A 24154-nucleotide genomic window follows, 5' to 3' on the forward strand; every position below is an offset into this window, starting at 1 on the left:
TTTATGGTGGGCGTTAGAAGATTTGAACTTCTGACCTCTTCCGTGTCAGGGAAGCGCTCTCCCCCTGAGCTAAACGCCCAAAATAGGTGTCGCTCGCGCGACGCGGGAATACTATAGGGGACTGACCCTCTGATTTCAACCAGAAAAAGAAACTCTTTCCTTCTTCACTAGCTACTCACGAGTGAGGGGGATTTTTCTGGTCGGATTTTCTTAATGGCAGCAGCCGTCGTGATGACCGCAGCCGGCATCTCCGTGTCCGCCGCATGTTGCGTCTCCCACTTGAGGAAGGTTGCCGGAGAGAAGCGCTTCAACCGCCGCGTCAGTGCTTCCGGAAGCGCCGGCATACACTTGGATGCCTGCCTGGGAGAGCGCGTTGATGGCGCCGCCGCCGATGCCGCCGCAAATCAGGACGTCGACGCCGCCAGAGGCAAGGAGTCCTGCCAAGGCACCATGACCAACGCCATTTGAGCCAACTACCTGCGACGATACGACCTTACCATCCTCGACGTCGTAAATCTTGAATTGCTCGGTGCGCCCAAAGTGCGGGAAGATCTCTCCATTGTCGTACGTTGCTGCAATTCTCACGTCAGTTTCCTTTCTGCGCATTGGCCATGCGACGGGGTCAGGGATTTTTGCGGGAGCGTAGCGCACGTTGCCGCCTGCTACCTCAAGGCGCCTGCCGTTTACCAGCGCGTCGGCTATCGTCCGATGCGCTCGCTGGCAGATGCCTGCTACGGTTGCTCGGGCAATGCCCATGCGCGACGCGGCCTCTGCCTGGTCAAGCCCCTCAAGGTCAACCAAGCGAATCACCTCGAGCTCGTCTTGCGTGAGGACGAGCGCATCGGAATCCGGCGCAGCTACCCCCTCGGGCGAGAACCCTACGAACTCAGGCACCATACCTATTGTGCGGACCTTTTCCGGCCTTCCCGCCATCGCATGCTCCAATACCATTAGTGACATATGTCGAAAAAAAGGATAGCACGGAAGCCAAGATTGGCAAGGAATTTCTGACATATTCCAGCAAGTGGCGGATTTTTGGCAGGTGCCCCGGATGGGGGTGCGCATAACCTCCATGACCAAGCCCTTTTGACCCCTTGTCGTGGAGGTTATGCGCGCTCGGGTCGGAGGCATGAAGGTCGAAGCCTTCGGAAACCTGCTGGTCAAGTCCCTGCCCGCTTGTCGGACTCTTTCAGGTTGGCGCGCATAACCTCCATCGCCGCAGGTAGGAGAGGCTATTTCGCTACAACATTCGTCCGCCTGTAGCGTTGCATTGCGAAACCATTGTAGCGAAACAGCCATGGTGCTACATAGAAATAGCTACAAATGTTTCGAAATGTAAGCGACCATCAGGTAGGGGGCTCGGAATGGATGCGGCATGGGCTTGGTTTGTCAGCTGGGGATGGATGTACGTAATGATTGCGATGAGCGTCACTCTGGTGGTCCAGATGGTGGTCGCTCGCCAGAAGGGCGATTCTTGGAGCAGCCTTCGCAAACTGGGGGCGCTCACGGTGATTGTGCTGACCTTCCATGTTTGGGAAGAGTGGGTCATTCCGGGAGGCTTCCATTACTTCTATAACATCGCGTCGGCGCCCGGTCTTCGCGACCGCTATCCCATGAACGAGCTTACCGATATGATCACCAACTTTGGCGGAGCGGTCATTTGGTTTGTCCTAGTTGAGCTGGACAAATATGGTCGCAAGATGAGTTTTGCTGTCATGTTCTTCAGCTTCGCCGAGGTGGCAATTCATCTTCTTGGCGCGGGTCAATCCATGCAAGATTTCTACGACGCTGGCGTCTACACCGGATTCTACGGCCCCGGTCTTGTAACGGCTCTTGTCTGCTGGCTTCCGCTCGGCGTGGCTTACATCATTTATTTCGTTGGGACCGGCATCGCGTGGAAGGACGTGTTGGGTGGGGCCGTCATCCTCGCGGCTTTGAGCTTCCTTCTGATCACGTTCCCCGAGTCCACGCTCAAGAGCGAAAACACGCCTTACGTCTTCGATAACGCAGGCTGGTACGAGCAGTTCATTGATGGCGAAACCGGAGCAATGCCGGGGGAGTAGGAGAGCGGAAACATGAGCAAGAATTCTAGGGGCGGTGCCCTGAAGAAGCTGCTGAAAGATCCCCTTTCGAACGAGCGGTTTGGAAAGGTCGGCGCTGCTATCACGATTGTTCTGTCTGCCGTGGCGGATGCATTGTTTCAAGCGACGTCGTTCCAAGCGCTTTCGAAGTGGGTCTTGCAGACGGTGCTTGGCTACTCGGCGGTGGATGCGGAGGCAAAGGTTGCCGAGGTAGTTTGCAAGCAGTCGACTCCGCTTTGGATGCAGTTTCTCTATGGGCTGCTTATGACGGCGTTCGCGATGGTCTTTCTTCTTGTGGCAGCTAAGCTGCGGGGCCGCAAGTTGAGCGTCGAGGGAAGGAATGCGGGGTCGTTCGGCCTTGCCTGCTCTTGGCTTGTCGTTCCAGCTTTGCTGATGCTTGTCGCGGCGATTGTCATTCAGGCATCGCTAGCTGCGGGAACTATCCTTTCGGTTGCAGCTGCCTTGTGCTGCGTCTTTCATATCTTGGAGTCCTGCAAGGTCGCGAACGTTAACGGCTACGTGGCTCTTGCCTTGGCGACGGTCTGCTTCCTTCTTACCGCAATCCTTTTGGTCAGAAATCATGTTGTGACGCTTTGCTCGCTGCTATAGGCGGCTCCTTTTCGGGCATTTTTGGCGAGTGCCCCGAACCCGAGTGCGCATAACCTCCACGACCAAGCCCTTTTGACCCCTTGTCGTGGAGGTTATGCGCACTCGGGTCGGCGGCATGGAGGCCAAAGCCTCCGGAAACCCGCTGGTTGGGGATACCGCTCGCTTGTCGGGGTCTTTCAGGTTGGCGCGCATAACCTCCATCGCCGCAGGTAGGGGCTTTGCTCTCGCACACAGCCACCTCGGCACAAAAAAGCGGGCCGGGCGAATGCCCGGCCCGCTTTGCATGTCAATGCAAGTCTTGCGCTACTGCTGGGAGATCCTCAGGACTGCCTTGATGATCTTGCCATCGTGACTGTCGGCAAGAGCCTGGTCGATGTCCTTGAAGTCGTAGAACGAAAGGATGCGGTCAACGGGGAACTTGCCCTCCTTGTACCAGCTCACCAGCTGCGGCACGAAGGTCTTGGGGTTGGACTCACCCTCGCAGGTGCCCTTGACGGTGCGCATCGGCATCATGACGTCGTTGCCCATATCGAACTTGTCGATCACGCCGGCGGCGGCCACGGGCAGGAAGGTGCCGTGATACTTAAGGGAGCGGATGGCGTTCACCATCATGTGCTGGTTGCCCGAGGTGTCGATCGTGGCATCGCAGCCGCGTCCCGTGATGCGCAAGATCTCGGCGGGAACGTCTTCGACTTCCTTGCGGTTGACGGTGTGAGTTGCGCCAAGCTCGCGTGCCAGCTCAAGGCTCTTGGGGTTGCCGCCAACGGCAATGATGGTCTTTGCGCCGGCAACGGCAGCGCCCATGATGGCGGACATGCCCACGGCGCCGCAACCAAAGACGGCAACCTGGCTGGTCTCGTCCACGTGCGCGACGTTGAGCATAGCGCCGGCGCCGGTCTGCACGCCACAGCCAAGCGGAGCGACAATGCCCAGGTCAACGTCGTCATCCACCTTGTAGACGCTGGCGTCTGCCGCCACGGAGTACGTGGCAAAGCTGGACTGGCCAAAGAACATCGAGACGTCTTTGCCGTTCTGGTGCAGTCGGGTGGTTCCGTCGGTTGCCGCAACGCCACCGAAGTTGATCTGGTTGAAGTTGTCGCAATAGTAAGGCTCGCCGGCGCGGCAGGCGGGGCAGGTGCCATCAAAAGCGTACGTGACGCCCACGTGGTCGCCCGGCTTCAGGTCCTCGACGCCAGGGCCAACCTTCTCGACGATGCCTGCGCCCTCGTGGCCAAGCACCAGCGGCAGCGGAATGGGCACGCCTTGGGAGCGGCCGAACTCGTCGGTGTGGCAGATGCCGGAGGCCACGTTGCGAATCAGGACCTCGCCCGCCTTGGGCTCGTCCAGCTCGACGTCCTCAAGCAGGTAAGGACCATTCTTCTCGTGCACGACCATAGCCTGAATCTTCATGGAGACCCCTTTCCGTGGCTCATCCTTGATGCCTTGCGCCACACAAGACAATGCGCTCCATGATTATATGTTCTGAGAAGCGAGAAGAACAACTATTTGGTTGATTCACTTTGTGCTTGAACTATCAGGCAGACCATCCTTGAACAGTTCAAGAAGCTGCCGTCTGAATGCCTCTGCCGGAGGAGAGAGACGCATCCCCAGCGGATAAGCAAAGTAGAGCGTGCGGCAGCATTCGGGGTCGGCAAAACGTCGTGCCACGGTGTGCGGCCGCGCTGTTCTCTCGGCCATATAGTCAAGCGAGATGCCAATCGCTTGGTTGTCCTCGGCAAGGTCGGCGATCAGCTCGTCACTTGAGGTCTCCATGTAAATGGTGGGCTCTGTCCCGTGCGAGAGAAAGCGATTGATGTTGCCGTTGTACATGATGTACGTGCGGCCTTTAAGTGCCAGAGGCTGACCTGCCAGGTCAGAGTACTCAATCTCCTCTTTCTGTGACAAAGGATTTGATTGATTGATGATGCAGCAATGCCTGGCGGTAAAGAGCGGCTCTCCGTGGAAGATGGCGGTGTCCAAAGGAGAGGGAAGCACGCCAATCTCCGAGTCGCCACGACGAAGACGCTCGACGGCGGGGTAGTCAGTCATCTCTACCAAGTTCAATTGAACGTTGGGGTTCATTTCCGAGAACTGCCGGAAAAACGACGGCGGCAGCGTGCAAATGAAGCCATACGTAGCCACGACGTCCAACATCTCCTTGCCGCTGGCAGCGCGCGAGAAGTTCCTGTCAAGGCTGTCGTAAGCGCGTAGCACTGCCACAGCGTGTGGACGCAGACGCTCGGCATACGCCGTCGGTTCAAGACCGTGCCGCGTCCGTTCAAAAAGCGGATGACCCACTTCCTCCTCAAGAGCAATGATGGTCTTGCTGAGACCTTGCGGAGAAATGCCCAGCTCATGGGCAGCGTCTTTCATGCTTCCACACCGCATGGTCGTGATGAAATACGACAGTTGCCTCTGGTTCATGAACTCTTTCCTCCGACGTTACCTGTCCGTGATTCTCTCGACACCATTAAACAACCAATTGGTTGATTAATGGTGCAAAACTTGCGTCTAACGTGAAGCGTAGCGCAAAGACGGGGGCGCAGCCTTGAAAGATGTAACCAATATCGCAGTCGGGAACTTTAGACCTTTCGCTTGCCGACCAGTTCACAGACATCCCGATTTTCCGCAAGGATGAGGCTGGAAACGCCGATTTCAGGCCTGACTCGTACTCTGCCATGTATGGCGGAAAGTTGGCGGGAAAGTAATGTCTGAAGGGCAATTCCTGTGAAGCCAAAAAACTTTTGTAATTCTTCTTGCATCAGACGATGACTTTCGCGTAATATAACTTCTGCTGCAACCCCAGCAGTACATATTCGGGCGTTTAGCTCAGGGGAAGAGCGCTTCCCTGACACGGAAGAGGTCAGAAGTTCAAATCTTCTAACGCCCACCAAAAGCACGCAGGTCAGAGGCGATGTCTCTGGCCTGCTTTTTTATTGGGCAAATGCCGGGATTTTTCGCAAGCAATCGCGCCTCCAAAGAAGCAGCCAAGACTATCAACATCGCGTCAACATACCGTTTGACCTGCGGCAACGCGCCTTTCATCTATCTGATTGCCCAAGGGGCGCTTGCGTCCGCACTACAACCTCTAACCTGATAGTGAGGTCGCGGTTCGCCGCACATCCGCGGAAGGCGCCAAACAAGGAGGCCACCATGAAACGGACGCTTGCGTTTCTCTTGTCGTTACCTCTGGCCATCACGCTTGCCGCTTGCTCGTCGCCCACAAACAACGGGAGCACGAACAACGGCTCGACGACCACGGAATCCACTAGCTCGGACACCGCGAACAAGCCGGACATGGACAAGACGGAGCAGACCGAAACCGCCACTCCGACAGAGGATGAGAGCCTCTCCGCCCTTCGAAAAAGCACCGCCGACGCCGGAAAGGTCTTCGCAATCATCGACCTCGGCATGAGCGACGCAGCCACCGACAGCGCCACGCCTTACGATACTGACCAGCTCTCGCTTGAGACCTATCCGTTTATCAAGGACATCGACGCGGAGCACATCGTGGTCTCCCCCGACGGCGCAAGCAACGTCTTTTGCCTCGTGCCCGCAAACGCGAAGACAAGCGTCTCCGTCCATGCGGCAAGCATCAGCTCGTCTGGCGAACTAGAGAAGGGCGACGAGCTCTACGCCAGCGAGAAGGGCGACCCCATCATCCTGCGCTGCATGGTGGGCGACGTGATCACCGGCGTAGTCGTGACCATGGAAGGTCCCGACGGCACGACCGTCGAGGACTACATGCCCTTCTACAGCGGGAAGGATGGCTCCCTCCTGACAACCGACGGCAACGGCGCCGACTGCGCCTTGAACGCAACCGTGTACGGAGAGAACTATAACGGAGCCGGTCCAGCCTCCGCCGATGACGCCGAGACCGCACTGCGCGGTACCACCGAAGTCGCCGATGCTCTTGAAGCAGGCAGCTCGCTCGAATACGAAGGCCACGAGACCGTCTTGTGCGAAGGCATCGAGACAGACTGCTACGTCTTCGCTCTCGGCGAGGATCACACGGACCACTGGGTGACAGCAGACCGCTACGCCGTTGCAAACGACGGCTTCATCTACAAGTACGACGCCGTGAACGACACATGGTCCTATTTGATGGAATAGTCTCCTTGCGACCACACTCTGCCCATCTATAGCATGCAGGCCAGAGACATTGTCTCTGGCCTGCTCTTCATTGTAGCAACAAGAGATCTCGCTACATCTTTGCGACCTGATCAGCCATGTCCAGACAAACTTCCTCCGCCTGAGGCTCAGTTCCAAAGAGATCAAGGAACCCATGGTCGCAGCCGCAATACCTCACAAGACGGACTTCTTTGCCCAGCCCATACAGCCTTCTGGCAAAATACTCCGCGCCAAGTCGAAGGTAGTCGTACTCGGACACGGCGACCGTAATGGGAGGGAAAGCCTTTAGCTGCTCGTCCGTTGCGAAGACGACGCTAACCAACGGATCGTCCAGAGTAGTCTTTCCTTGGACGTACTCGCTCCCCTCTGCCGTCGCCCCCTCGCTGGGCTTTCTAATTCGGTCCATCCTTCCGTATGCAAGTTCTCGCTCGTCTTCATCAATTGGGTAGCCTTCAAATGACCATCGATAAAGATCTTGGCGAAGATAATCGCTGCTGTCGCAGCTTGGGAAAATCAAATACGCACCCTTGATAATCCCCTTCTTGTCTTCCAGCAAGCACGAGTTGGTAAGCGTTCCTCCGGCAGAATCTCCCGCAACCATAATCTTTGTCGGATCAATGCCCAGCTCGGCGGCATTGTTGTATGTCCATTCCACCGTCGCAACGCAATCCTCAATCGCAGCCGGGAACGGGGATTCGGGAGCCAGCCGATACTCAGGAAACACCACGACGGCACCGCTCTGCTCGGCAAGAAAGCGCATCTGATTGTGATAAATCCGCTCGTTACCTGCAGTAAATCCGCCTCCGTGAAGAAAGACAATGGCGGGCACGGCGCCCTTCGCGGATTCCGCCCAATACGTGAAAACGTCAATCTTATGAGTTCCAGAAACGCTAATCAGCTGCTCAGTCTGAGTGACTTTGCCCTCCGTAAGGTCGTACGTCACCTTATCCGGTCGGTAGCGCTCATTTGCCAAGCTGTAAGCGCCATGAGTCTCTTCTGCACGTCGAGCAAACATTGCCGCCTTGCGCTCGATGGTCTTCCTAACGCGCGGATCAAGCACATGAGTCTCGTCCCGATCGGGAATCGGCTTCATGATGACAGGCATGCCGTCAACATCCTCAACGTGCTCTTTGTTGCGAATCGCGTCAACAAGCCGTCTATCGTACTTTCTTTGATCGTCCATCATTACTCCAAGCAAATCTTTCCGTACTACACCGTTGCAGTCAGCGGCTTGTCCGGAGCGCTCTTCACGCCTACATACTCATCGGCGTTGAGAAGGACAACAACCACGGTGTCGTCAATGCCTTCCTTGTCAAAGAGCATCTTGTCGTATTTCGCAATCTCATCGCCCTGCGAGACATGCTGCCCAGTCGAGCAGAAGACCCTGATACCCTTGCCATTCAGCTTCACCGAATCAATGCCAATGTGCACCATCACTTGGGCACCGTCGTCTGTCGTGATTCCGATGGCGTGGTTTGTCGCGGCAATCATTGTGACAGTACCGGAAACAGGAGCCTTAATCGAGTTGTTGGCAGGCTTCATTCCGAAGCAAGGACCAACCGTACCCTGTGCAAAAGTGGCGTCGGACAGATTCGCCTGAGCGACATACTCACCCTTGCCAGGAAGCTTCACATCGAGGTTCTGATGCACGGGAGCTGCCTTGGCCTGGTCTGCCTTTGCGTCCTCGTCGTCCTCGCCATAGACGGAATCATCAAAGCCGAATGCATAGACCAGCACGAACGAAAGCACCGCCATCACGGCAAGAACAATAAGGGCATTCGTAAGGTTCTGCACGTCGTTGTTAGGACCAAGGAATAGCAGCATGCCCGGAATGGAGTTAGAGCCGTAGCCATAGGACTTAAGACCAAGGATGCCAGCTACAAGACCAGCAGCAACAGAGGTGATTGCAAGAGCGTAGTAAGGCTTGACCATCTTGTAAGCAAGACCGTAAACGGTCGGCTCGGAGATGCCGCCAATAAGACCAGAAAGTGCTGCAGGCCACGCAATCTGACGGCACTTGCTGTTCTTTGCCTTAAGTGCAATAGCGAGAGAAACAAAGCCAGCAGAAAGAGTGAAGCAATAGAACCAGATAGTCACGACAGTATCGTAGCCAACGGTCTGGATAGCCTCAGTTGCCAGGGGGACAAGAGCCAGATGGAAGCCGGCGACAAGCTGACCAACAGTAACCGAGAACAGGAGGATTGCAGGGACAGCCAGCCAAGGAATGTTGTTGTTGAGCCACGTAATTCCAGCAGCAAGAGCGTTGGTGATAAAGCCGCCAAGAGGACCAGTAAGGGCAAGGGTCACGATGGACATAATCACGATCAGCAGGAAAGGCTTCAGGAAGTAGCGCACAACCTCAGGAATCACGCGAGAGAGCCAGTGGTCCACCTTGGACATGACCCAGACGGAAAGCACAATCTGAATCACGCCTCCGTTGTAGGTCATAAGGTAAACGGGAATACCGAAGTATGAAGCAAAGGTCTGCCCCTCGCTCGTCAGCTCCGTCACCAAGTTGACCCAGTCGGGATAGAGAAGTCCGGCGGCAAGCAGCATTGCCAAAATGGGCTCGGTCTCGAACTTGCGCGCAGAGGTATACGCAACATAAATGGGCAGGAAGTAGAAGGCTGCCTGGGCAAAGCCATTAAGAATGACGTACGTGGTGTCCGTAGGCTGGACGATTCCCAGAAGCCTCAGAAGCACGAGAAGTACCGAGATGAAGCCGGCGGTAGTCAGCGCGGGGATGATGGGGCTCATGATTCCGGCCATCATCAGCAAGAAGCTGGACGCAGCCTCGCCAAGGGTCTTCTTTTTCTTCTCGCCTTCATGATCAGTGCCGGAGGTCTTGCCAACAAGCTTCTCCACTTCGGGATATAGCTGCTCAACAGACTGGCCAATGATTACCTGAATCTCGTCGCCGTTATCAGCAACGCCCAGCACGCCGTCGAGCGCCTCGATGCCCTTTAGATCGACCTTCGACTTGTCCTCAGGATTAATACGAAGCCTTGTCGCGCAGTGGTTAAGCCAAGAAATATTTTCCTTGCCGCCAAACTTCTCGACAATCCTCCTCGCCAGGTCCGGGTAGTTCTTTGTCGCCATGAGGTCTCCAATCCTCTTCTCGCCGAGCTTGAGCTGGCTGGAGGCGCGCGCTTTCATTCCCCAACCGCTTGTTGCTCAAATGCCGGCTGGAGGATAAGGATGAAAGTTACTTTCGTATATATGAATTGTCGTGAACGGTTCGTTCTGACCGGTAAACGAGAACGTTGTATTCTTAAAATAATTAGTTAATGAAAGCTACTTTCATCAATGTCGTAAATTCCGACAATATTCGCTCAGATGCTCAGACCGCTAAGGGAGGTCAACTTGAGTAAGGGCGTACTTATCGTGAGCCTCAAGATGTTTGATTGCGTCACTCTTGCGCATACAAACCAAATGGTAGATAGCCTCAATCACAAGCATCTCTGTAATACGAGAATTGCCTGTCTTGCCATCAAGAGAGGAATCGTTTGCCGTGGCAAGAAAAACGTAGTCAGACTTTTGGGAAATGGGAGCGTTGCGATTTGCCGTGATGGTAACAATAGTCGCGCCATGATCCTGCGCAGCATGGACGACCTGCTGCAAGACTCCTGACCAGCCAGACCTGCTAATAACGAGAAGGACATCGCCTTTCTTCAGGAGTGCGGCCGCAGAAAGCAGCTTCTCATAGTACATGCTCGTAGTAGACAGAATGCCTACGCGTTCGAACTTGTAGGCAGCATCAAGTGCAACTGGAAGAGTCCTGCCAGTGGCGGCAATTTCAAGAACCCGAGCTTTACAAATCAATTTGACAACAGCATCGAGGTCATCAATGGGCAATGAGTCGATTGTTGAGGTCATGTCAGCAATCTTGCCTTGGAGCAGTGTCTGAAGGGCACCTTTAGTATCCCCTGCCGAAATCTGTGCGTCGGCGGCGTCCGGAGTTGAAGAGCCGTGGAGTCTCTCCTGGCTTCTGAGGAGAGACATCTGAAAGGTGTGGTAGTCCTTCTCGCCAACTCGTTTGCAGAAGCGAGAAACAGTAGCGGGCGAGACTCCGCAAAGCTTAGCCAAATCCGCTTGGGAAAGACCAATGGACCCTGACTGATGGCGAAGCAGCCATTCGGCAATAGCTCGCTCTCCGCTTGGCATAGAGTCGACAAGCGAAAGCATCCTCATCACGAGGTCTTCGCCCGAATCAGGCTGGTCAATATTTCTAGCCAGTCCGTCTGTGCCTTCTGTCGGACCTGTATCCTTCGACTTCATAATCGTCCTCTCAAAGGCCTGTTCTCACTTCATGATATACAGGAGGGGCGACTTTATCCGGAGTTTATGAAAGTAACTTTCATTTTACGAATATGATTGGCTTGTACCTTTCAAAACGTTTCCCGCAACTGAGGCAGGCGATGTCCGCCCACCGAGCCGCGCCAACCAGTACGGATAGCGTAGAGTAGTGGCGGCGAGAATAGCTGGGAGGCAATGCGATGCAGGTCAAGGTGGCTCTTGCGCAGGTTTCTCACCCGGCAGACGGAAACGTCATCGGGTTAGTTGAAAGAACTGCAGAGCAAGCGGCAAAGCAGGGAGTCAAGTTGCTCTGCTTTCCTGAGGGGCTCATGGCGCCCTGGGACCCTGCGCTGGGCTGCTACGCCGTCCCACCGGAGCCGCTATACGGACCGTATTGCAAAAAGATTGATGAAGCTGCTGCGACCAACGGGCTGTGGCTGCTGTACTACCTAAACGAGGCGCGCCCGGATGGCAACCCTTACAACACGGCGGTCCTCACGGGGCCGGATGGCGCCAGGCGGCTCGCTTACCGAAAGACGCACCTCTTTGACGTGGGCGACATCCGCGAGTCGCACCGCTTGAGCGCAGGAGACGCTCCTTCGGCACCGGTCAAGACGCCCTTCGCCACGATCGGAATCGCTACCTGCTATGAGCTGCGCTTTCCTGAGATTGCGCGGCAGCTAGCTCTTGCCGGCTGTGACCTTCTTATCTATCCCGCGGCTTGGGTGGCGGGTCCACACAAAGCTGACCAGTGGGAGACGCTCCTCAAGGCGCGCGCAATCGAGAACGAAGCCTTCGTGCTGGGAGTATGCCGTCCCGACAGCGGCTGCATAGGCAACAGCCGCGTGGTCGCTCCGGACGGTACCGTGCTTGCTGCCGCGGGAAGCGGAGAAGAGCTTCTCGCGTGCGATCTCGATATGGACCAAGTCGCAACCATTCGCAGCAACGTGCCTGTCTTTGTGCACCGCCGACCCGAACTTTACTGACGGCGCATCGCGGGCAGAGAAGCTGCGCCCCAACCCCGTCGCAAATTAGCCAAGCAGGTACTTGCGGATTGCCTCGGCGCAACCGCCGGCGTTGTTGTCGGAAACGGTCACGTTTGCAGCCGCAAGCACGTCCGGCGTCGCATTTCCCATGGCAACTCCCAAGCCGGCGGCACGAATCATCTCGACGTCGTTGCCGGAATCGCCAACAGCGATGCTCTTCTCGACGGGAATGTCCAGCTGCTCGCACAAGATCTTGAGCGCCGTCCCCTTGCTGACTCCCGCCGGAGAAAACTCCGCGCTGCATCCCTCGGTGATTGCAACGGTTGCGGGAAGCCCAGCCGCGCCGTCAATGATGCGGTTGCACGCCTCGGCGCCACGTGCATGAACGTTGTACTTTGCAATCGCGTCAGGATGCTCAGTAACCCAACCCTCGATGTCATCTACCAGCACGGACACGGTTTCGTACAGCTTGCGGAACTGCCCGACGCCGTAAGGCTCAAGGTTAGAAAGTTGATCTTTCTGCATGTACGCGTCCATGCCCGAGAAGACCTCAAGAACATAGTCCTCCCCCTCGCAAGCCGCGCGCAGCCTAGAGATCACCTTGGGGTCGAAGCTCTCTTGCATCAGAAGACGCCCCTCGCGCAAGTCCAGAATCGACGCGCCGCTTATGCAAATGGCATAACGAACGTCGGGAAGCTGCTCGCGATAAAGCTCAATCATTCGCGGGCTACGACCAGACGCAATGGCAACGACCTTCCCCGCCTCAGTTGCCTCATGAATCGCACGCAACGTGTCAGGCAAAATCTGTTTCTTGTCATCCAGAAGCGTTCCGTCCATATCAAAGGCAATAAGCTGGTAGTCCATGGGCTCTCCTGTCAGGCATTGTTTGACCTGCGGAATCGTAGCGCAACATGGTGGCGCCCAAGGCGTCAACGCTGTCCCGCCCGCGCAATCACCGTTTTCGCCATAATCAATTCGGAAAGAATGCCCCATCAAGAAAGCAATCCGCCCCTCAAGGGAGAAGCACATGCCGAGCAAGCGTTCCTTCGAGAAGAAAAAGAGCGACGCCATAGCGGAAAACGAGGCCCGCTATGGAGAAGAGGCACGAAGCCGTTGGGGCAACAAGACGGTCGACGCGGCAAACGAGAAGCTCCGCGGCCTTTCTGAGCAGCAATGGGAAGAGGCCCAAGCGCTGGGCGAGAAGATCATCGAGCGGCTGAAGCAAGCCATGGCAGAAGGCAATCCGCAAAGCGCCGCAGCCCAAGAGCTTGTCGAGCTGCACGCAAAGTGGTTGCGCATCTATTGGCCGGAAGGCCTTTATTCGCCGCAAGCGCATGTTAGCTTGGCGGAAGGCTACCTTGCCGCCCCTCGCTTTGTTCAGTATTACGACAGCCGTGCCGGCTCGGGCGCAACTGAGTTTCTGGTGAAAGCAATCAAAGCGGCGCTGAAAGGCTAGCCCCCGCCCCGCGCGGTAATGCTTTGGTAAGGGGAAAGCGGCAGATTTGCTTGCTCGGGTAGACTCCAAGCCAAAGGAGCAAGTCCGCGGCGCAGCTTCCGCGCCGCGCCACCGTCAGGGGGAAGCCATGGCAACTGCACCAAGAGATTCCGAGATGGAAACCGCAATGCAGTTCTTCTCGGGAATGAACAAATGGGGATTTCTCGGCACCTTCCTGGCAGTCGAGGGGTTCTTCCTCATCCAGATTGCCCCGGACGTCGCAGCCATCGACGAGGATTGGGCGCCGACCATTATCGCCGTCTCGATATTCCTTCTCATCTGGTCCACGTTCAGCCACGCAACGGTCATCATGCTACGCGGCATGATGCGCACGACGCGCATTCCCGCAACGGTGCTTTCGGTCATCTACCTCTATATCATTGTGAGCTTTGTGCTTCGCGGCGGGCTGTTCTCGGGCTTGCATTCGATTCTACTTTTTATGTTCGCGCCCTTTGTTGCCCCTCTGCTGATCCAAGCGATAGCTCTGGTAGCAGGCCTTTTTTCGAAGGGCGAGAAGGACGGCGACGAGCAGCTTGCAGACTCAATCCGCAAAGACGCAACCGCACAAGACGCCCGCCGCTAGCCAGCTACACCGTAATCTCTACGCGCAAGTCCTCGGGCCCCAAGACGCAGCTTTCGTAATAGCCGTCGCCGGTCGTGCGAGGACCGCTGACAACCTGATATCCAGCGTCTTTTAGCTGCGCCGTCAGCTCGTCAACTTTCTGGGCGCTCCCCACAGAAAAAGCCACGTGAGCATAGCCCGTGCGCTCGGGCTCTTTCGCATCGTCGCGAATGCCTTCCTTGGACATCACCTCAAGGCGCGCCCCGTCCTCAAACGAGAGGAAGTACGAGCGAAATCCCGTCTTTGGGTTGTGGTATTGCTCGCCCGCCGTCGCGCCGAAAAACTTCTGGAAGAAAGAACGCGCGCCCTCAAGGTCGTTGACGTAAAGAGCAACGTGCTCGATTCTCATGGCTACTCCCCCACCAACGCTCCCGGCAACATCCAGCCAATTCTAGCGAAAGCCAAAGGCCCATCCCACAAGATGCGGGATGGGCCTAGAGGGAAGGGAGCAAAGAAACCTGTGCCTGCAGCTGGCGCTTACTTGCCTCGCTCAGCCTGCGCCTTCTTGTGGTTACGCCAAGCGGTCCAGCCAACCAGCGCGATTCCCGCGGAGCAAGCAATTGTGACGCCCCAGCGAATCATGTCCACGATCTGCATCCCGCCAACGCCGGATGTGAACTTGCTTCCCGGCATCGAGCCGTTCATCAGATGGCTGTTGGAGATCGTGTACAGCAGATGGTGCAGCGCCTCGCGAGCGTAGTGATACTGGGCAGAGTCGTCCTTGTTGAAGGTCCAAGTTCCAACAGGGTCGGCAGTCGTGAGCTTAGAGTCACCACCTGCGGAAATCATCTGGCCAGCATCCATGAACGTTCCCATGTCGGCGTTGTCAGTGATGATCCAGCCGTCAAAGCCCCATTCGTTGCGAACAATGCCTGTCAGCAAGTTGTAGCAGCCGCCTGCCCACGTAGCGCCCACGCGGTTAAACGAGGTCATCAAGCCTTGGCAAGCACGCACCTTGGTAGTCGCATTCGCAAGCGACCCGTCAGCGTCCTTCTTGACGTAATTCAAGTCTACGTCGTCGACCTTCATGCACATCTCGAACGGCTTCAGGTAGATCTCGCGAGCGGACTGCTCGTTCAGCCAAGTTGCCATGGAATGCTCGCCACGGTCGCCGCGGTGGTTCTCCTGGTCGTTGAACGCAAAGTGCTTCATCAACGTGTAGACGCCCTTGCTGGCAGCCCCGCGCACCTCTTGCGACGCGATAGCGCCAGAGAGGAACCCGTCTTCCGAGAAGTACTCGCCGTTTCTTCCCGAGAAGGGCGTGCGGTGGATGTTCATGGCCGGAGCATACCAGCCCGTGCCGCCCCCAAGCAGGGCCTCGTTGCCAATCATGGTGCCAAGCTGGCTGGCGAGGTCGGTGTTCCACGTCTGCGCGACCATCATCGGGTTGCAGAACTTCATGCCCGTTCCGCCCCAGCTCCAGCCAGAGGTTGAGTCAGCGTCGGTGCCAAACGGCTTTCCAACAGAGCTCAAGCTTTGAGAGCCGTAGCCGGCCTTTCTGATAGAGATCTCGTAGTCCTCGGGGTTCAGCTGGTCAAGAAGCTGGTCCCACAAGGGGTCGTCGTAGTCAACGCCACGCAGGTCAGCCAAGGTAAGACCGTTGTTGGCGCCGTACGTCGGCGTGTCGTCAATCGAGGAGCTGTCCGTCGGGTTGCCAGAGTCGGTTGAGTCAAGCTTTGCCAGAAGCTCGTCTGAGGCTGGCTTTCCGTACGTATAGCTGACTCCGTCAGAGCCGTTAATCTCGTTGCCCCACGTAGAAACTTGGCTGGTGGGCTCCCCGTCGTGCGTCGGGAACGTGCCTTCCCAATCGGCGCGGGTCAGGTACGTGGCGTCGCCGCGGGCATCATCCAGCTGGTTTGTGACTTGCTCGCCCGTCAGCGAGTCCTTCGAATACGTGGTGGCATCAACTTCTCCGTCAACGTCCGGCTGATACGTTGCAACAAGGGAGGCATCTCCACCCGCGTCAACACCCTTTGCTACCAGCATGTTATTGATAGCGTCATGAGAGTTGCGCCCAGCGGTCACATAATATGTGCCGGCATCCAGAATGTAGGTCTTTGCGTTTTGCGAGTCATAGCTTGCAAGCTGGCTCTCATCAAAGCTGACCTCAACGACTTGGCTCTCTCCAGGTTGCAGAAGCTTGGTCTTGGCAAACCCGACCAGCACGACGGAGGCCTTCTCGACGCCATTTGCCTTGTCGTAGTCCGTATAGGGGCTTTGCGCGTATAGCTCAACGACGTCCTTGCCTGCCACGTCGCCCGTGTTCGTGACAGTAACCGTTGCCGTGCAAGTCTTGCCGCTCCAGCTGCAAGCAAAGTCGCTCCAGTCAAACGACGTATACGAAAGGCCGTAGCCAAACGGGTACGTAACCTCGGCGTCGTAATCAAAGCTCCCAGCGTTTCCTTGCCCCAACGTCGCATCTTCGTAGCGGGTCTCGTAGTAGCGATAGCCTACGTAGATGCCCTCCTCGTACGTGACGTAGTTGTATTGCGTCAAGTTGCCGGAGCTGTCCAGGTACTGGTAGTCGCCAAAGTTCTGGGCCGCCGGCGAGCTCAGCGCATTTGCGGCAAAGGTGTCAACGGTACGGCCGCTCGGGTTGGTGTCACCAGCCATGATCGAGGCCAAAGAGTTCAGCCCATACGTGCCGCTTGACGGCATGTACAACACGCTTTTGATGTTGGGGAATTGGTCAAGCCAATCAAGCTCAAGAGCTGCGTTGCTGTTCACGAGAAGAACGACGTTATCAAAGTTGTCGTTCAAATATTGAAGGATCTCAAGCTCGGTGGAGTCCGGCTCAAGGTAGCTCTTTGCCTTGTCCTCATCGCTCGAGGCGTGGTTATACATGGAGCGCGGCATGTCGCGGCCTTCGCCAGCCACACGGCGAAGCACGAAGACGGGGGTGGTTCCTTGCAAAGAGTCGAGGACGCCAGCGTCTTGCATCACAGAAAGCGGGCACTCGTTGATCGAGAAGTCCTCTTGCTCGCCGTACATGACGGAGCCCTCGCCCATCACGTAATCCTTGCCTGCGCCCGTCGAGTAGAAGTCGCGAAGCGTCTGGTTCACCGAGAAGCCGGCGCTCTCAAAGGCAGGGGTCACGGGGTCGGATGCAGAGTCATTCTCGCCAAGGGCGTCCTCGACGACGGTTCCGGAAATGTTGCCCAAAGTGCGGGAGTTCTCGCCGACAAACGAGAGAGTCGTGCCCTTCTCAAGTGGCAGGGAGTTGTCCTCGTTCTTCAGCATCACGATGCCTTCGCCGGCAATCTGCTCGTCCAAGCTCTCCTCGGCAGCGCCGATGTTGTCAGAGGTGTAGTCGGCCTTGTTGTACTCAAGGTCAAGCCCGTCAGTGTTCAGGCCCGAGTTGTCCCAGCCTTGAGAGACTCCCAAATACGAGTTGATGGCCGTCTCGTACTGGGGAAGGACGAAGTTTGCCGCCACAATCAAAGCCGCAAGCACAACAACCAGGACAGTCTTCAGAACGCGGCGCACGACGTGCTTGGACGACCGGCTATTCTTTCTTTTTTTATCAGATGGTTTGTTGCTCATTTCCCATGTTCCTCACATCGCCCAAAGAGGGGCGCACGAGACCGCGCCGGAAGCGACCGGCGCGGTCAAAGTCACGTTCTTGCGCGCCTTCTACCAAGGAAGCGCGACGGATGCGGCCGTGGGATCGTCGACCTCGGCAAAGGTTGCGGAGCCCGTAGTCACGGAAACGTCGGAGTAGCTAGTGCCAAAGACCTCGTTGTAGCGGTCGACAAAGTCGGAGACAGGAATCCTGTGCGTATAGATGGCGCGGAAGATGCCGCTGCCATACCCAACGTCGGGCTGGCCCCAGTCGTAGTAGTAGCCTTCCTGCTGGTAGACGATGCTGTCCTTCTCGACGGACGCTCTCACGGCTGCGCCGGACTCGTTCTTGATGGTCAGCTGGGCCGTGCCCGCGCCCGTGCCAGAGACCTCCCAAGTGCCGTTGCAGCAAACCTGGTTGTAATGCTGCAGGCGCACGTTGCCGTTGCAGTACAGAATCATGGGCACGCCGTCAGGCTGGACGAAGGAGAACTTGTAGTCGTCTTGCGTCTCGGCAGTCACAAGGGCCTCGTCGACCCACGTTGCGACCACGGCGTAGTCGGTATAGCCGGAGACCTTCACCTCGTCGCCAGGCTGCATCGTTGTGCCGTTCACGCTCCAGCCAACAAACTGCTGGTAGGTGCCCGAGTAGGGGTTGTCCGGAAGGGTGAAGGTGTCGCCGGTCTTCACGGTTTGCGATGACGGGTCGGTTCCCGTGACCTTGTCGTTCTCGGCGCTGTACGTGACGGTATAGGTAGGCTGGTCAGGCACCGCGTAGCTCTTGCCGGCGATCTGGTTTGCGGCGGTCACGAACTCGTACTGGGAGATGGCGTCCGTGCCGGTAAGCTGACCAAGCAGGTCGGACTTGATGTCTTGCGACCACTTGAAGACGCCGTTCTCAAAGGTGACGTCAAGGGCGGTGCCGTCATCAAGCTTCATGGCAAGACCGCTGTTGTCGTCGTACGTCCAAGTGCCTTGAGAGGAGCTTCCGCTGCCAAAGACCGCAATGCTCATGGCAAAGACGCCGTCGGCATAGAAGTCGGTGGTAAGCGTCGCGCCAAAGGCGCCGGCTGCAGGGTCGGCAAGGGGAACGCCAGAGATCATGAGCTGCTTGTCAGCATACGGATGCTCGGGGCCCTTGGAGCCAAACTTGTAGTCGTGCGTCAGGCCGTTCATAGCCAGCGAGTTGGCATTCACATAAAGGATGCGGTGAACTGCCGAGAAGACAGCGTCCTGGATGACGGGGTCGTTCTTGTAGTCGTCCTGAAGAAGGATTGCGTCAGTGTTCTTGTAGCCGGTGCCGCCAAGCCAAGCATGCGTACCGTTAAGAAGGCCGTCCACGGTATCCATGTAGTCGGTCTCGAAAGCGTCCGTAAGGGTGATGCCGCAATAGCCTTCCTCGCCCTCGGCAAAGTCGTGAAGAAGCTTGGGGCTTGCGCCGGTCCAGTACATGCCAAGCCTGTTGAAGCCGGACATGACGCCGTTGGCCTTGCCGTCGGCAATCGCCATCCCGAACGGCTTCAGATAGATCTCGCGAAGGGCCTGCTCGTTTGCCCAGGAGGGAACGCCGTGACGGAACTGCTCTTGGTCGTTGACGGCAAAGTGCTTGATGTAGGTGATGCCGCCCTTATCGACGAAGCCCTTGGACTCGTGCGCAACAGAGTTGCCCGCAAGGAACGGGTCCTCGGAGTAGTACTCAAGGTTACGGCCTGCGTACGGAACCCTGTGCGTGTTGCAGCTGAATCCGTAAAGGCCAACGCCCTTCTTCTCGACGCCTGCCGCATGCAGCATGTTCTCGCCGATCATCTTGCCCACAGACTCGTTCAGCTCGGTGTTGAACGTTGCCGCGCGCCAAGCGGTCATCGGGTACGGGATGCCGTCAAGGCCGGAGACCGAGAAGACCGAGGAACGACCGTTGGAGCCGTCGGCGTTTGTGGTGTTGGGCTTGCCAATAACGTCCAGCTCAGTCTGGTCGTCGGCAATAAGAGAGACCATTTCCTCATACGTCAGCTTGGAGATGAGCTTCTCCCAATCGGGGTCGTCGTAATCCTTGCCGCGCATGTCAACAAGCACCAAGTCGCTGTCGGTCTTGCCAAACTCGTGCGTAGCCACAGACGACGTGTCGCCGCTGCCCGCCTCGTACTGAACGGGCTTTGCCATGTCGGCAACTTCGTCGGTGTAGACAAGGCTTGTGGCCTCGGTAGGATACGTGCCGGCCCAATCGGAGCGGGACATCCAAGTGACGCTGTTCAGCTCCTTCATGGTCTCGTTCTTGTTGGGGTCGACGTCGTCAAAGAGGTTGGTGATCTTGTTGCCCGTAGCAGCGGAGGTCGAGAAGACCTCGGTGTCGCGCGAGGGGTTGTTCCAGGTATAGACAAGCGAGGAGTCGCCGTCAGCGGTCATGCCGTCCGCCGTCGTCTTGCCCTTTGCGGCAAGGATGTTGTTCACTGCCTCGTGGCTGCCATTGCCAACCGTGAAGTAGTAGTCGCCGTCGTCGAGGATGTACGTCTTGGCAGCGTTTGCGTCATAGCAAGCAAGCTGGCGCTTGTCCACGTGAACCGTGACGGTCTCGTTTGCGCCCGGCTCAATCATGCTGCTCTTGGCATAGCCGACAAGCTCGACTGCTGCCTTCTCGATGCCGTTTGCCTCGTCGTAGCTGGTGTAAGGCGACTGCATGTAGACGGTGACGGCATTCTTGCCAGCAACGTCTCCGGTGTTGGTCACCTTCACGCTGATGTCAAAGCCGTCATCGGACTCGGCGGCGGTAAGGTCGGAGTACGCGAAGGTGGTGTAAGAGATGCCGTAGCCAAACGGATACGCGACATAAGAAGAGTAATCAAAGTCGCCCACGTTCTCGGCGCCAAGAACCTGGTCCTCGTAGCGGGTCTCGTAATAGCGGTAGCCAACGTAGATGCCCTCGGCATACACGTAGTTGTGGCGCCAATGGCTGCCCTTGTCGTTAGAGGGCTTCCACTTGTCAATCTGGTGCTGGACCTCGTCGTCCTTGCCGTCAGAGAGCTTGGAGAGGTCGGCATCGATGACGCCAAAGTTCACAAGTCCAGGGTTAAGCTGGTTGTTCTTGTAAAGCGTATCCGGCATGCGACCAGAGGGGTTGAAGCTGCCGTCCAAGACCTCAACAAGGGGATCGATGGTGTAAGAGCGCTGGTGACGCTTGAAGTACGCGTCGTCGTAAGAGCCAATCCAGACAAGCGAGTCAACGGCGTCGCTCCAGTCGCCATCCTCCCAGCTGGGGGTGTTGGTAAGGGTCATGAGGACAATCATCTTGGTGAAGGTGCCGTTTCGGCGCAGCTCGGCCACGCCGTTCAGCATCTGCTTCTCCTCTTCGGAAAGAGCGAGGTAGTCGCGCTCGGCAGTGGAGCTGTTGTCAGATGCCTCGCGACCGCGACGACCAAGGACCACGATGGCGACGCCGCTTGCGCTGGAGAGGAAGCCGGCAGACTCGACGTCTGACCAAGGATTCTCGTTGACTGCCCAGTTGGTGACGTTGGTGGTTCCGTTGGTGTAGAACTCCCAGCAAGCGTCATCAAACTGGAAGCCGGCGTCCTTGAAAGACTCGTCAAGGCCTGAAAGGTATTGAGGGCCGGCATTGCCAAAGACGGTGATGGTTCCGTCAGAGGTGGAAAGCGGCAAAGCGTTGCCCTCGTTCTTCAGAAGGACAGTTCCTTCTCCCACGATCTGGCGGTACAGCTCGTGCTGGTCCTCGGAAAGCTTCTTCTCGGCGTCCTCGGTGTATTCGTAGTCGCTCTTGAAGTATTGGGTGTCGGTGCTAGAGCTGCTGGCGGAGTCGCTCGTCGTGCTAGAGCAGCCCGTCGTCGTGGTCAGGATGCCGGCAAGACCAGCCAAGATTGCCGCTCCGGCAGTTCCCTTGAAAAGGCCCCTTCTTGTGACAAGCAGTTGGTGCATCTTTCCTCCCTCGTTATCCGCACTTTCGTGCGGCGCCTTCCCCTTCTGGGGATTCCTTCACGTATGAACGACGCTTGAAACCCAAGCTCAGAAGCTCGTCAAGCTGAACGATACGTTCCTGAAGGGAAGGCAAAGAGCGGGCAGGGCAAACGGCAGGGGCAGGCTACGACAGGAAGAAAGCGCGTTACGAACGGGGGCGTTTTTGTCACGAGCTGCAAGAGGGCGAGAAGGGCGCTTGGTTCTTCTCGCCGCCACTCGTCACATCATGATCGCGTTGTTCTTGCTTAGGTAGTCAAGGTAGTCAAGGCGCACTTGCTCGGAGCGAGAGCGGCTGATGGGAACCGTGTCGCCGCAGACGGTCATGGAGTCTGGGCTGATGTTCTCGACGCGCGCAAGATTGACCAAGTAGCCTTTGTGCACGCGGCAAAAGCCAAGAGGCACCAGCTTCTCTTCAAGCTCCTCCAACGTGGCAACAACTTCCTCGGTATGGCCGTTCGTCATGTGAAGAACCTTGTCGCGACGACGGCCCTCGACATAGGCAATCTTGTCCACGGAAAACGTGCCCATGGAGCCGTGCATCTTCAGCGTGATCATGCGCTCGTCCGAGCTCTTGCGGCGCTGCTTGACAAAGGCCTCCATGGCGGTTGCCATGTCCTCTGAAAAATGGCTCTTGCGAACAAAGGCCAAAGGCCGCACCGGCAAGGCCTCAAAGACGCGGCTCTCGTTGTTGGAGACAAAGACGATGTCTGTCCGCGACCCCATCATCCTCATTGCCCGAGCCATCTGGATTCCGTCGACCTCTGGCATCTCGATGTCAAGAAGAACCAGGTCAAAGCCCACGTCTTCTATGCGCTTGGCAAGTTCTGTCGCGGACGAGAAGATCTCGGACGTCGCATGGGCGCCGTTCTTCTCAAGGCAAGAGACTGCCGCGCTAGACACCGCTTGGGCGGCAAACGGCTCGTCATCGCAGACGGCGATGTGAAGCTGCAACATGGACTATCCCTTCATAACAAGCATCACCTTTGCGGTGAAGATGCCATCCTCATAAGAAAAGTTTACGACCCCTCCGTTGGCTTGGGCGATCCTCTTGATGATGCGCGTGCCATAGCCATGGTGCGAAACATCAGATTTTGAAGTAGCCAAGCTTCCGTTCTCCTTGATGACGGGAGCGCTCTTGGCCGGGTTCGCAACCGAAATCAGAAGCGTGCCATGGTCGACCACCATGGCAAGGTTGACCGTTGGGTCCTCCCCTCCTGCTGCCGCTTCGATGGCGTTGTCCAGCAAGTTCGTGAGCAAGCTGCAAAGGTCGGGCCCAGAAAAAGGAAGGTGCTCGGGAACGGCAATGCGAGGGCTTATCTGGACGCCCCTTGCTCGGGCGCGGACGATCTCAAGATTCACGATATCGTCTACCAGCTCGTTTCCCGTGGCGACATAGGAAAACGTCGGATTGGCACGCATGCTCATCTCGCCAAAGAACTCTTCCGCGCGGTCAAAGTCCTTTTGGTCAAGGAGCATCTTGATGTACGCGTATTGGTTCTTGACCTCATGGCGGAGCTCGTGAAAGCTCTCCGAGCTTTGCTGGAAGACGCGAAGCCCCTCAAGCTTCACTTCCATAAGATGGCGCTCGGCGTCAGCACGCTGCGTGCTGGAGAACTCCTTTGCCAACATGAGGACGCAGACGTAGACGACAAGCTCGGCAATCTGGCCGTTCATGCACGTGAGCAAGCTCTCAAGCGTCTTGACGGAGTATGGCTCTACGCCGAAGTCGGAACGCAAAATCAAGATTGCCCTGTTGGCAAGTCCCGATGCGCAAACGATGATGACGGGGACAACGGTTAAAAGCTTTATGTCGGCGTTCGCCGCGTCATTCTTGCGCTCAAAGAACTCTATCAAAAGCCAGATGATGGCCACATAGGCAAGTGACATCAAAGATGCAAGCAATATGCCGCCATGAAAGCTTGCATTTATTGCGTCAGCAACGGCCAGCGAGTAGACCCAGGCGCACATGAGCAGCGTCGAGCGGGCAAGGCGAATGGGGACGGGCCAATCCCTCAAGTAGAGAGCGGCTACCACAACGGGAAGAATCGTCCACGTGATTGAGTTTGGGAAGATTAGGTCAGACAAGGTGCCAAGGCACCAAACGACAAGAAGCATAACGAAAAAACGAAGCGCCAGCGTGCGAACCGGATGCTCCAGCTTGCTGAACTTCGTCAAGAACAAGACGATGGCGATTGCGTACGCAAAGTTATAAAGGGACAGGACGCTTCGCACGAAGACGTCCACAGCCACTTGTAGCGACAACGGTATCTCCCCCCACTCCCTCGTTCGTGCCGTGCGCTCTCCCAAGCACACGGCATTTTCCCACCATTATGAAATACAACAGGAAGCTTTCATGCCGCTTGGCTCTGCACAACGTGCCCGGTTCTTGTCATGACCGGCAAGCGCGCCG

18 protein-coding genes and 2 tRNA genes are annotated in these 24154 nt (G+C 56.9%); 7 read left to right on the top strand and 13 right to left on the bottom strand.

The window, feature by feature from the left end; genetic code table 11:
• Positions 1-4: 4 nt before the first annotated feature.
• Both ACOYJL_RS03360 and ACOYJL_RS03365 read right to left on the bottom strand, forming a co-directional pair.
• Positions 5-79 (bottom strand) — tRNA-Val (locus tag ACOYJL_RS03360).
• A gap of 131 nt (positions 80-210) precedes the next feature.
• The gene (locus tag ACOYJL_RS03365; RefSeq protein WP_433568802.1) at positions 211-933 is read right to left on the bottom strand and encodes a NifB/NifX family molybdenum-iron cluster-binding protein; all 723 of its coding nucleotides are present in this window, start codon (positions 931-933) and stop codon (positions 211-213) included.
• Positions 934-1364: 431 nt separating this feature from the next.
• Between ACOYJL_RS03365 and ACOYJL_RS03370 the strand changes: the two genes are divergently transcribed.
• Positions 1365-2063 carry an HXXEE domain-containing protein gene (locus tag ACOYJL_RS03370; protein ID WP_433568803.1) on the top strand — a complete coding sequence of 233 codons (699 nt, stop codon included), beginning with the start codon at positions 1365-1367 and terminating at the stop codon, positions 2061-2063.
• A gap of 12 nt (positions 2064-2075) precedes the next feature.
• Positions 2076-2690, top strand: a complete 615-nt coding sequence (locus ACOYJL_RS03375; RefSeq protein WP_433568804.1) for a hypothetical protein — start codon at positions 2076-2078, stop codon at positions 2688-2690.
• Positions 2691-2993: 303 nt separating this feature from the next.
• Here the strand turns inward: ACOYJL_RS03375 and ACOYJL_RS03380 are convergent, their stop codons facing one another.
• Both ACOYJL_RS03380 and ACOYJL_RS03385 read right to left on the bottom strand, forming a co-directional pair.
• Complete coding sequence (locus ACOYJL_RS03380) at positions 2994-4100, bottom strand: NAD(P)-dependent alcohol dehydrogenase (protein ID WP_433568805.1); 1107 nt, start codon at positions 4098-4100, stop codon at positions 2994-2996.
• A gap of 105 nt (positions 4101-4205) precedes the next feature.
• The gene (locus tag ACOYJL_RS03385) at positions 4206-5114 is read right to left on the bottom strand and encodes a LysR family transcriptional regulator (protein ID WP_433568806.1); all 909 of its coding nucleotides are present in this window, start codon (positions 5112-5114) and stop codon (positions 4206-4208) included.
• Between the two features lie 394 nt (positions 5115-5508).
• Between ACOYJL_RS03385 and ACOYJL_RS03390 the strand changes: the two genes are divergently transcribed.
• Positions 5509-5583: transfer RNA gene (locus tag ACOYJL_RS03390), tRNA-Val, on the top strand.
• Positions 5584-5843: 260 nt separating this feature from the next.
• Positions 5844-6803: a hypothetical protein gene (locus tag ACOYJL_RS03395; protein ID WP_433568807.1), complete on the top strand. Its 960-nt coding sequence runs from the start codon at positions 5844-5846 to the stop codon at positions 6801-6803.
• Between the two features lie 91 nt (positions 6804-6894).
• Here the strand turns inward: ACOYJL_RS03395 and ACOYJL_RS03400 are convergent, their stop codons facing one another.
• The 3 genes from ACOYJL_RS03400 to ACOYJL_RS03410 all read right to left on the bottom strand — a co-directional run bounded on the left by ACOYJL_RS03400 (position 6895) and on the right by ACOYJL_RS03410 (position 11099).
• Positions 6895-8004 carry an alpha/beta hydrolase gene (locus ACOYJL_RS03400; protein WP_433568808.1) on the bottom strand — a complete coding sequence of 370 codons (1110 nt, stop codon included), beginning with the start codon at positions 8002-8004 and terminating at the stop codon, positions 6895-6897.
• 26 nt (positions 8005-8030) lie between these two features.
• Positions 8031-9977 carry a glucose PTS transporter subunit IIA gene (locus ACOYJL_RS03405; protein WP_433568809.1) on the bottom strand — a complete coding sequence of 649 codons (1947 nt, stop codon included), beginning with the start codon at positions 9975-9977 and terminating at the stop codon, positions 8031-8033.
• Between the two features lie 192 nt (positions 9978-10169).
• On the bottom strand, positions 10170-11099 hold the full coding sequence (locus ACOYJL_RS03410; RefSeq protein ID WP_433568810.1) for a MurR/RpiR family transcriptional regulator: 930 nt from the start codon (positions 11097-11099) through the stop codon (positions 10170-10172).
• Positions 11100-11317: 218 nt separating this feature from the next.
• Here ACOYJL_RS03410 and ACOYJL_RS03415 point away from each other — a divergent pair, with 218 nt between their 5' ends.
• Complete coding sequence (locus ACOYJL_RS03415) at positions 11318-12103, top strand: nitrilase-related carbon-nitrogen hydrolase (protein WP_433568811.1); 786 nt, start codon at positions 11318-11320, stop codon at positions 12101-12103.
• Between the two features lie 45 nt (positions 12104-12148).
• Here the strand turns inward: ACOYJL_RS03415 and ACOYJL_RS03420 are convergent, their stop codons facing one another.
• Positions 12149-12967 carry an HAD family hydrolase gene (locus ACOYJL_RS03420; protein WP_433568812.1) on the bottom strand — a complete coding sequence of 273 codons (819 nt, stop codon included), beginning with the start codon at positions 12965-12967 and terminating at the stop codon, positions 12149-12151.
• Positions 12968-13130: 163 nt separating this feature from the next.
• Here ACOYJL_RS03420 and ACOYJL_RS03425 point away from each other — a divergent pair, with 163 nt between their 5' ends.
• Together ACOYJL_RS03425 and ACOYJL_RS03430 are read left to right on the top strand one after the other, a co-directional pair.
• Entirely contained in the window at positions 13131-13559 is a 429-nt protein-coding gene (locus tag ACOYJL_RS03425) for a TipAS antibiotic-recognition domain-containing protein (protein WP_433568813.1), read from the top strand.
• Between the two features lie 127 nt (positions 13560-13686).
• Entirely contained in the window at positions 13687-14181 is a 495-nt protein-coding gene (locus ACOYJL_RS03430) for a hypothetical protein (protein WP_433568814.1), read from the top strand.
• A gap of 4 nt (positions 14182-14185) precedes the next feature.
• Here ACOYJL_RS03430 and ACOYJL_RS03435 read toward each other — a convergent pair whose 3' ends face one another.
• The 5 genes from ACOYJL_RS03435 to ACOYJL_RS03455 all read right to left on the bottom strand — a co-directional run bounded on the left by ACOYJL_RS03435 (position 14186) and on the right by ACOYJL_RS03455 (position 24006).
• Positions 14186-14569 (bottom strand): VOC family protein, encoded by a 384-nt coding sequence (locus ACOYJL_RS03435; RefSeq protein ID WP_433568815.1) that lies wholly within the window; start codon positions 14567-14569, stop codon positions 14186-14188.
• A 128-nt stretch (positions 14570-14697) separates the two neighbouring features.
• On the bottom strand, positions 14698-17763 hold the full coding sequence (locus tag ACOYJL_RS03440; protein ID WP_433568816.1) for a glycoside hydrolase family 3 N-terminal domain-containing protein: 3066 nt from the start codon (positions 17761-17763) through the stop codon (positions 14698-14700).
• A gap of 90 nt (positions 17764-17853) precedes the next feature.
• On the bottom strand, positions 17854-21705 hold the full coding sequence (locus ACOYJL_RS03445; RefSeq protein WP_433568817.1) for a glycoside hydrolase family 3 C-terminal domain-containing protein: 3852 nt from the start codon (positions 21703-21705) through the stop codon (positions 17854-17856).
• Between the two features lie 258 nt (positions 21706-21963).
• Positions 21964-22698, bottom strand: coding sequence for a LytR/AlgR family response regulator transcription factor (locus tag ACOYJL_RS03450; RefSeq protein ID WP_433568818.1), 735 nt, complete (start codon positions 22696-22698; stop codon positions 21964-21966).
• Between the two features lie 3 nt (positions 22699-22701).
• A complete protein-coding gene (locus ACOYJL_RS03455) occupies positions 22702-24006 on the bottom strand; it encodes a sensor histidine kinase (protein ID WP_433568819.1) in 1305 nt (434 codons plus the stop codon).
• Between the last annotated feature and the right edge of the window lie 148 nt (positions 24007-24154).

Source organism: Tractidigestivibacter sp. (genome assembly GCF_050946515.1).
Classification (GTDB): domain Bacteria; phylum Actinomycetota; class Coriobacteriia; order Coriobacteriales; family Atopobiaceae; genus Tractidigestivibacter.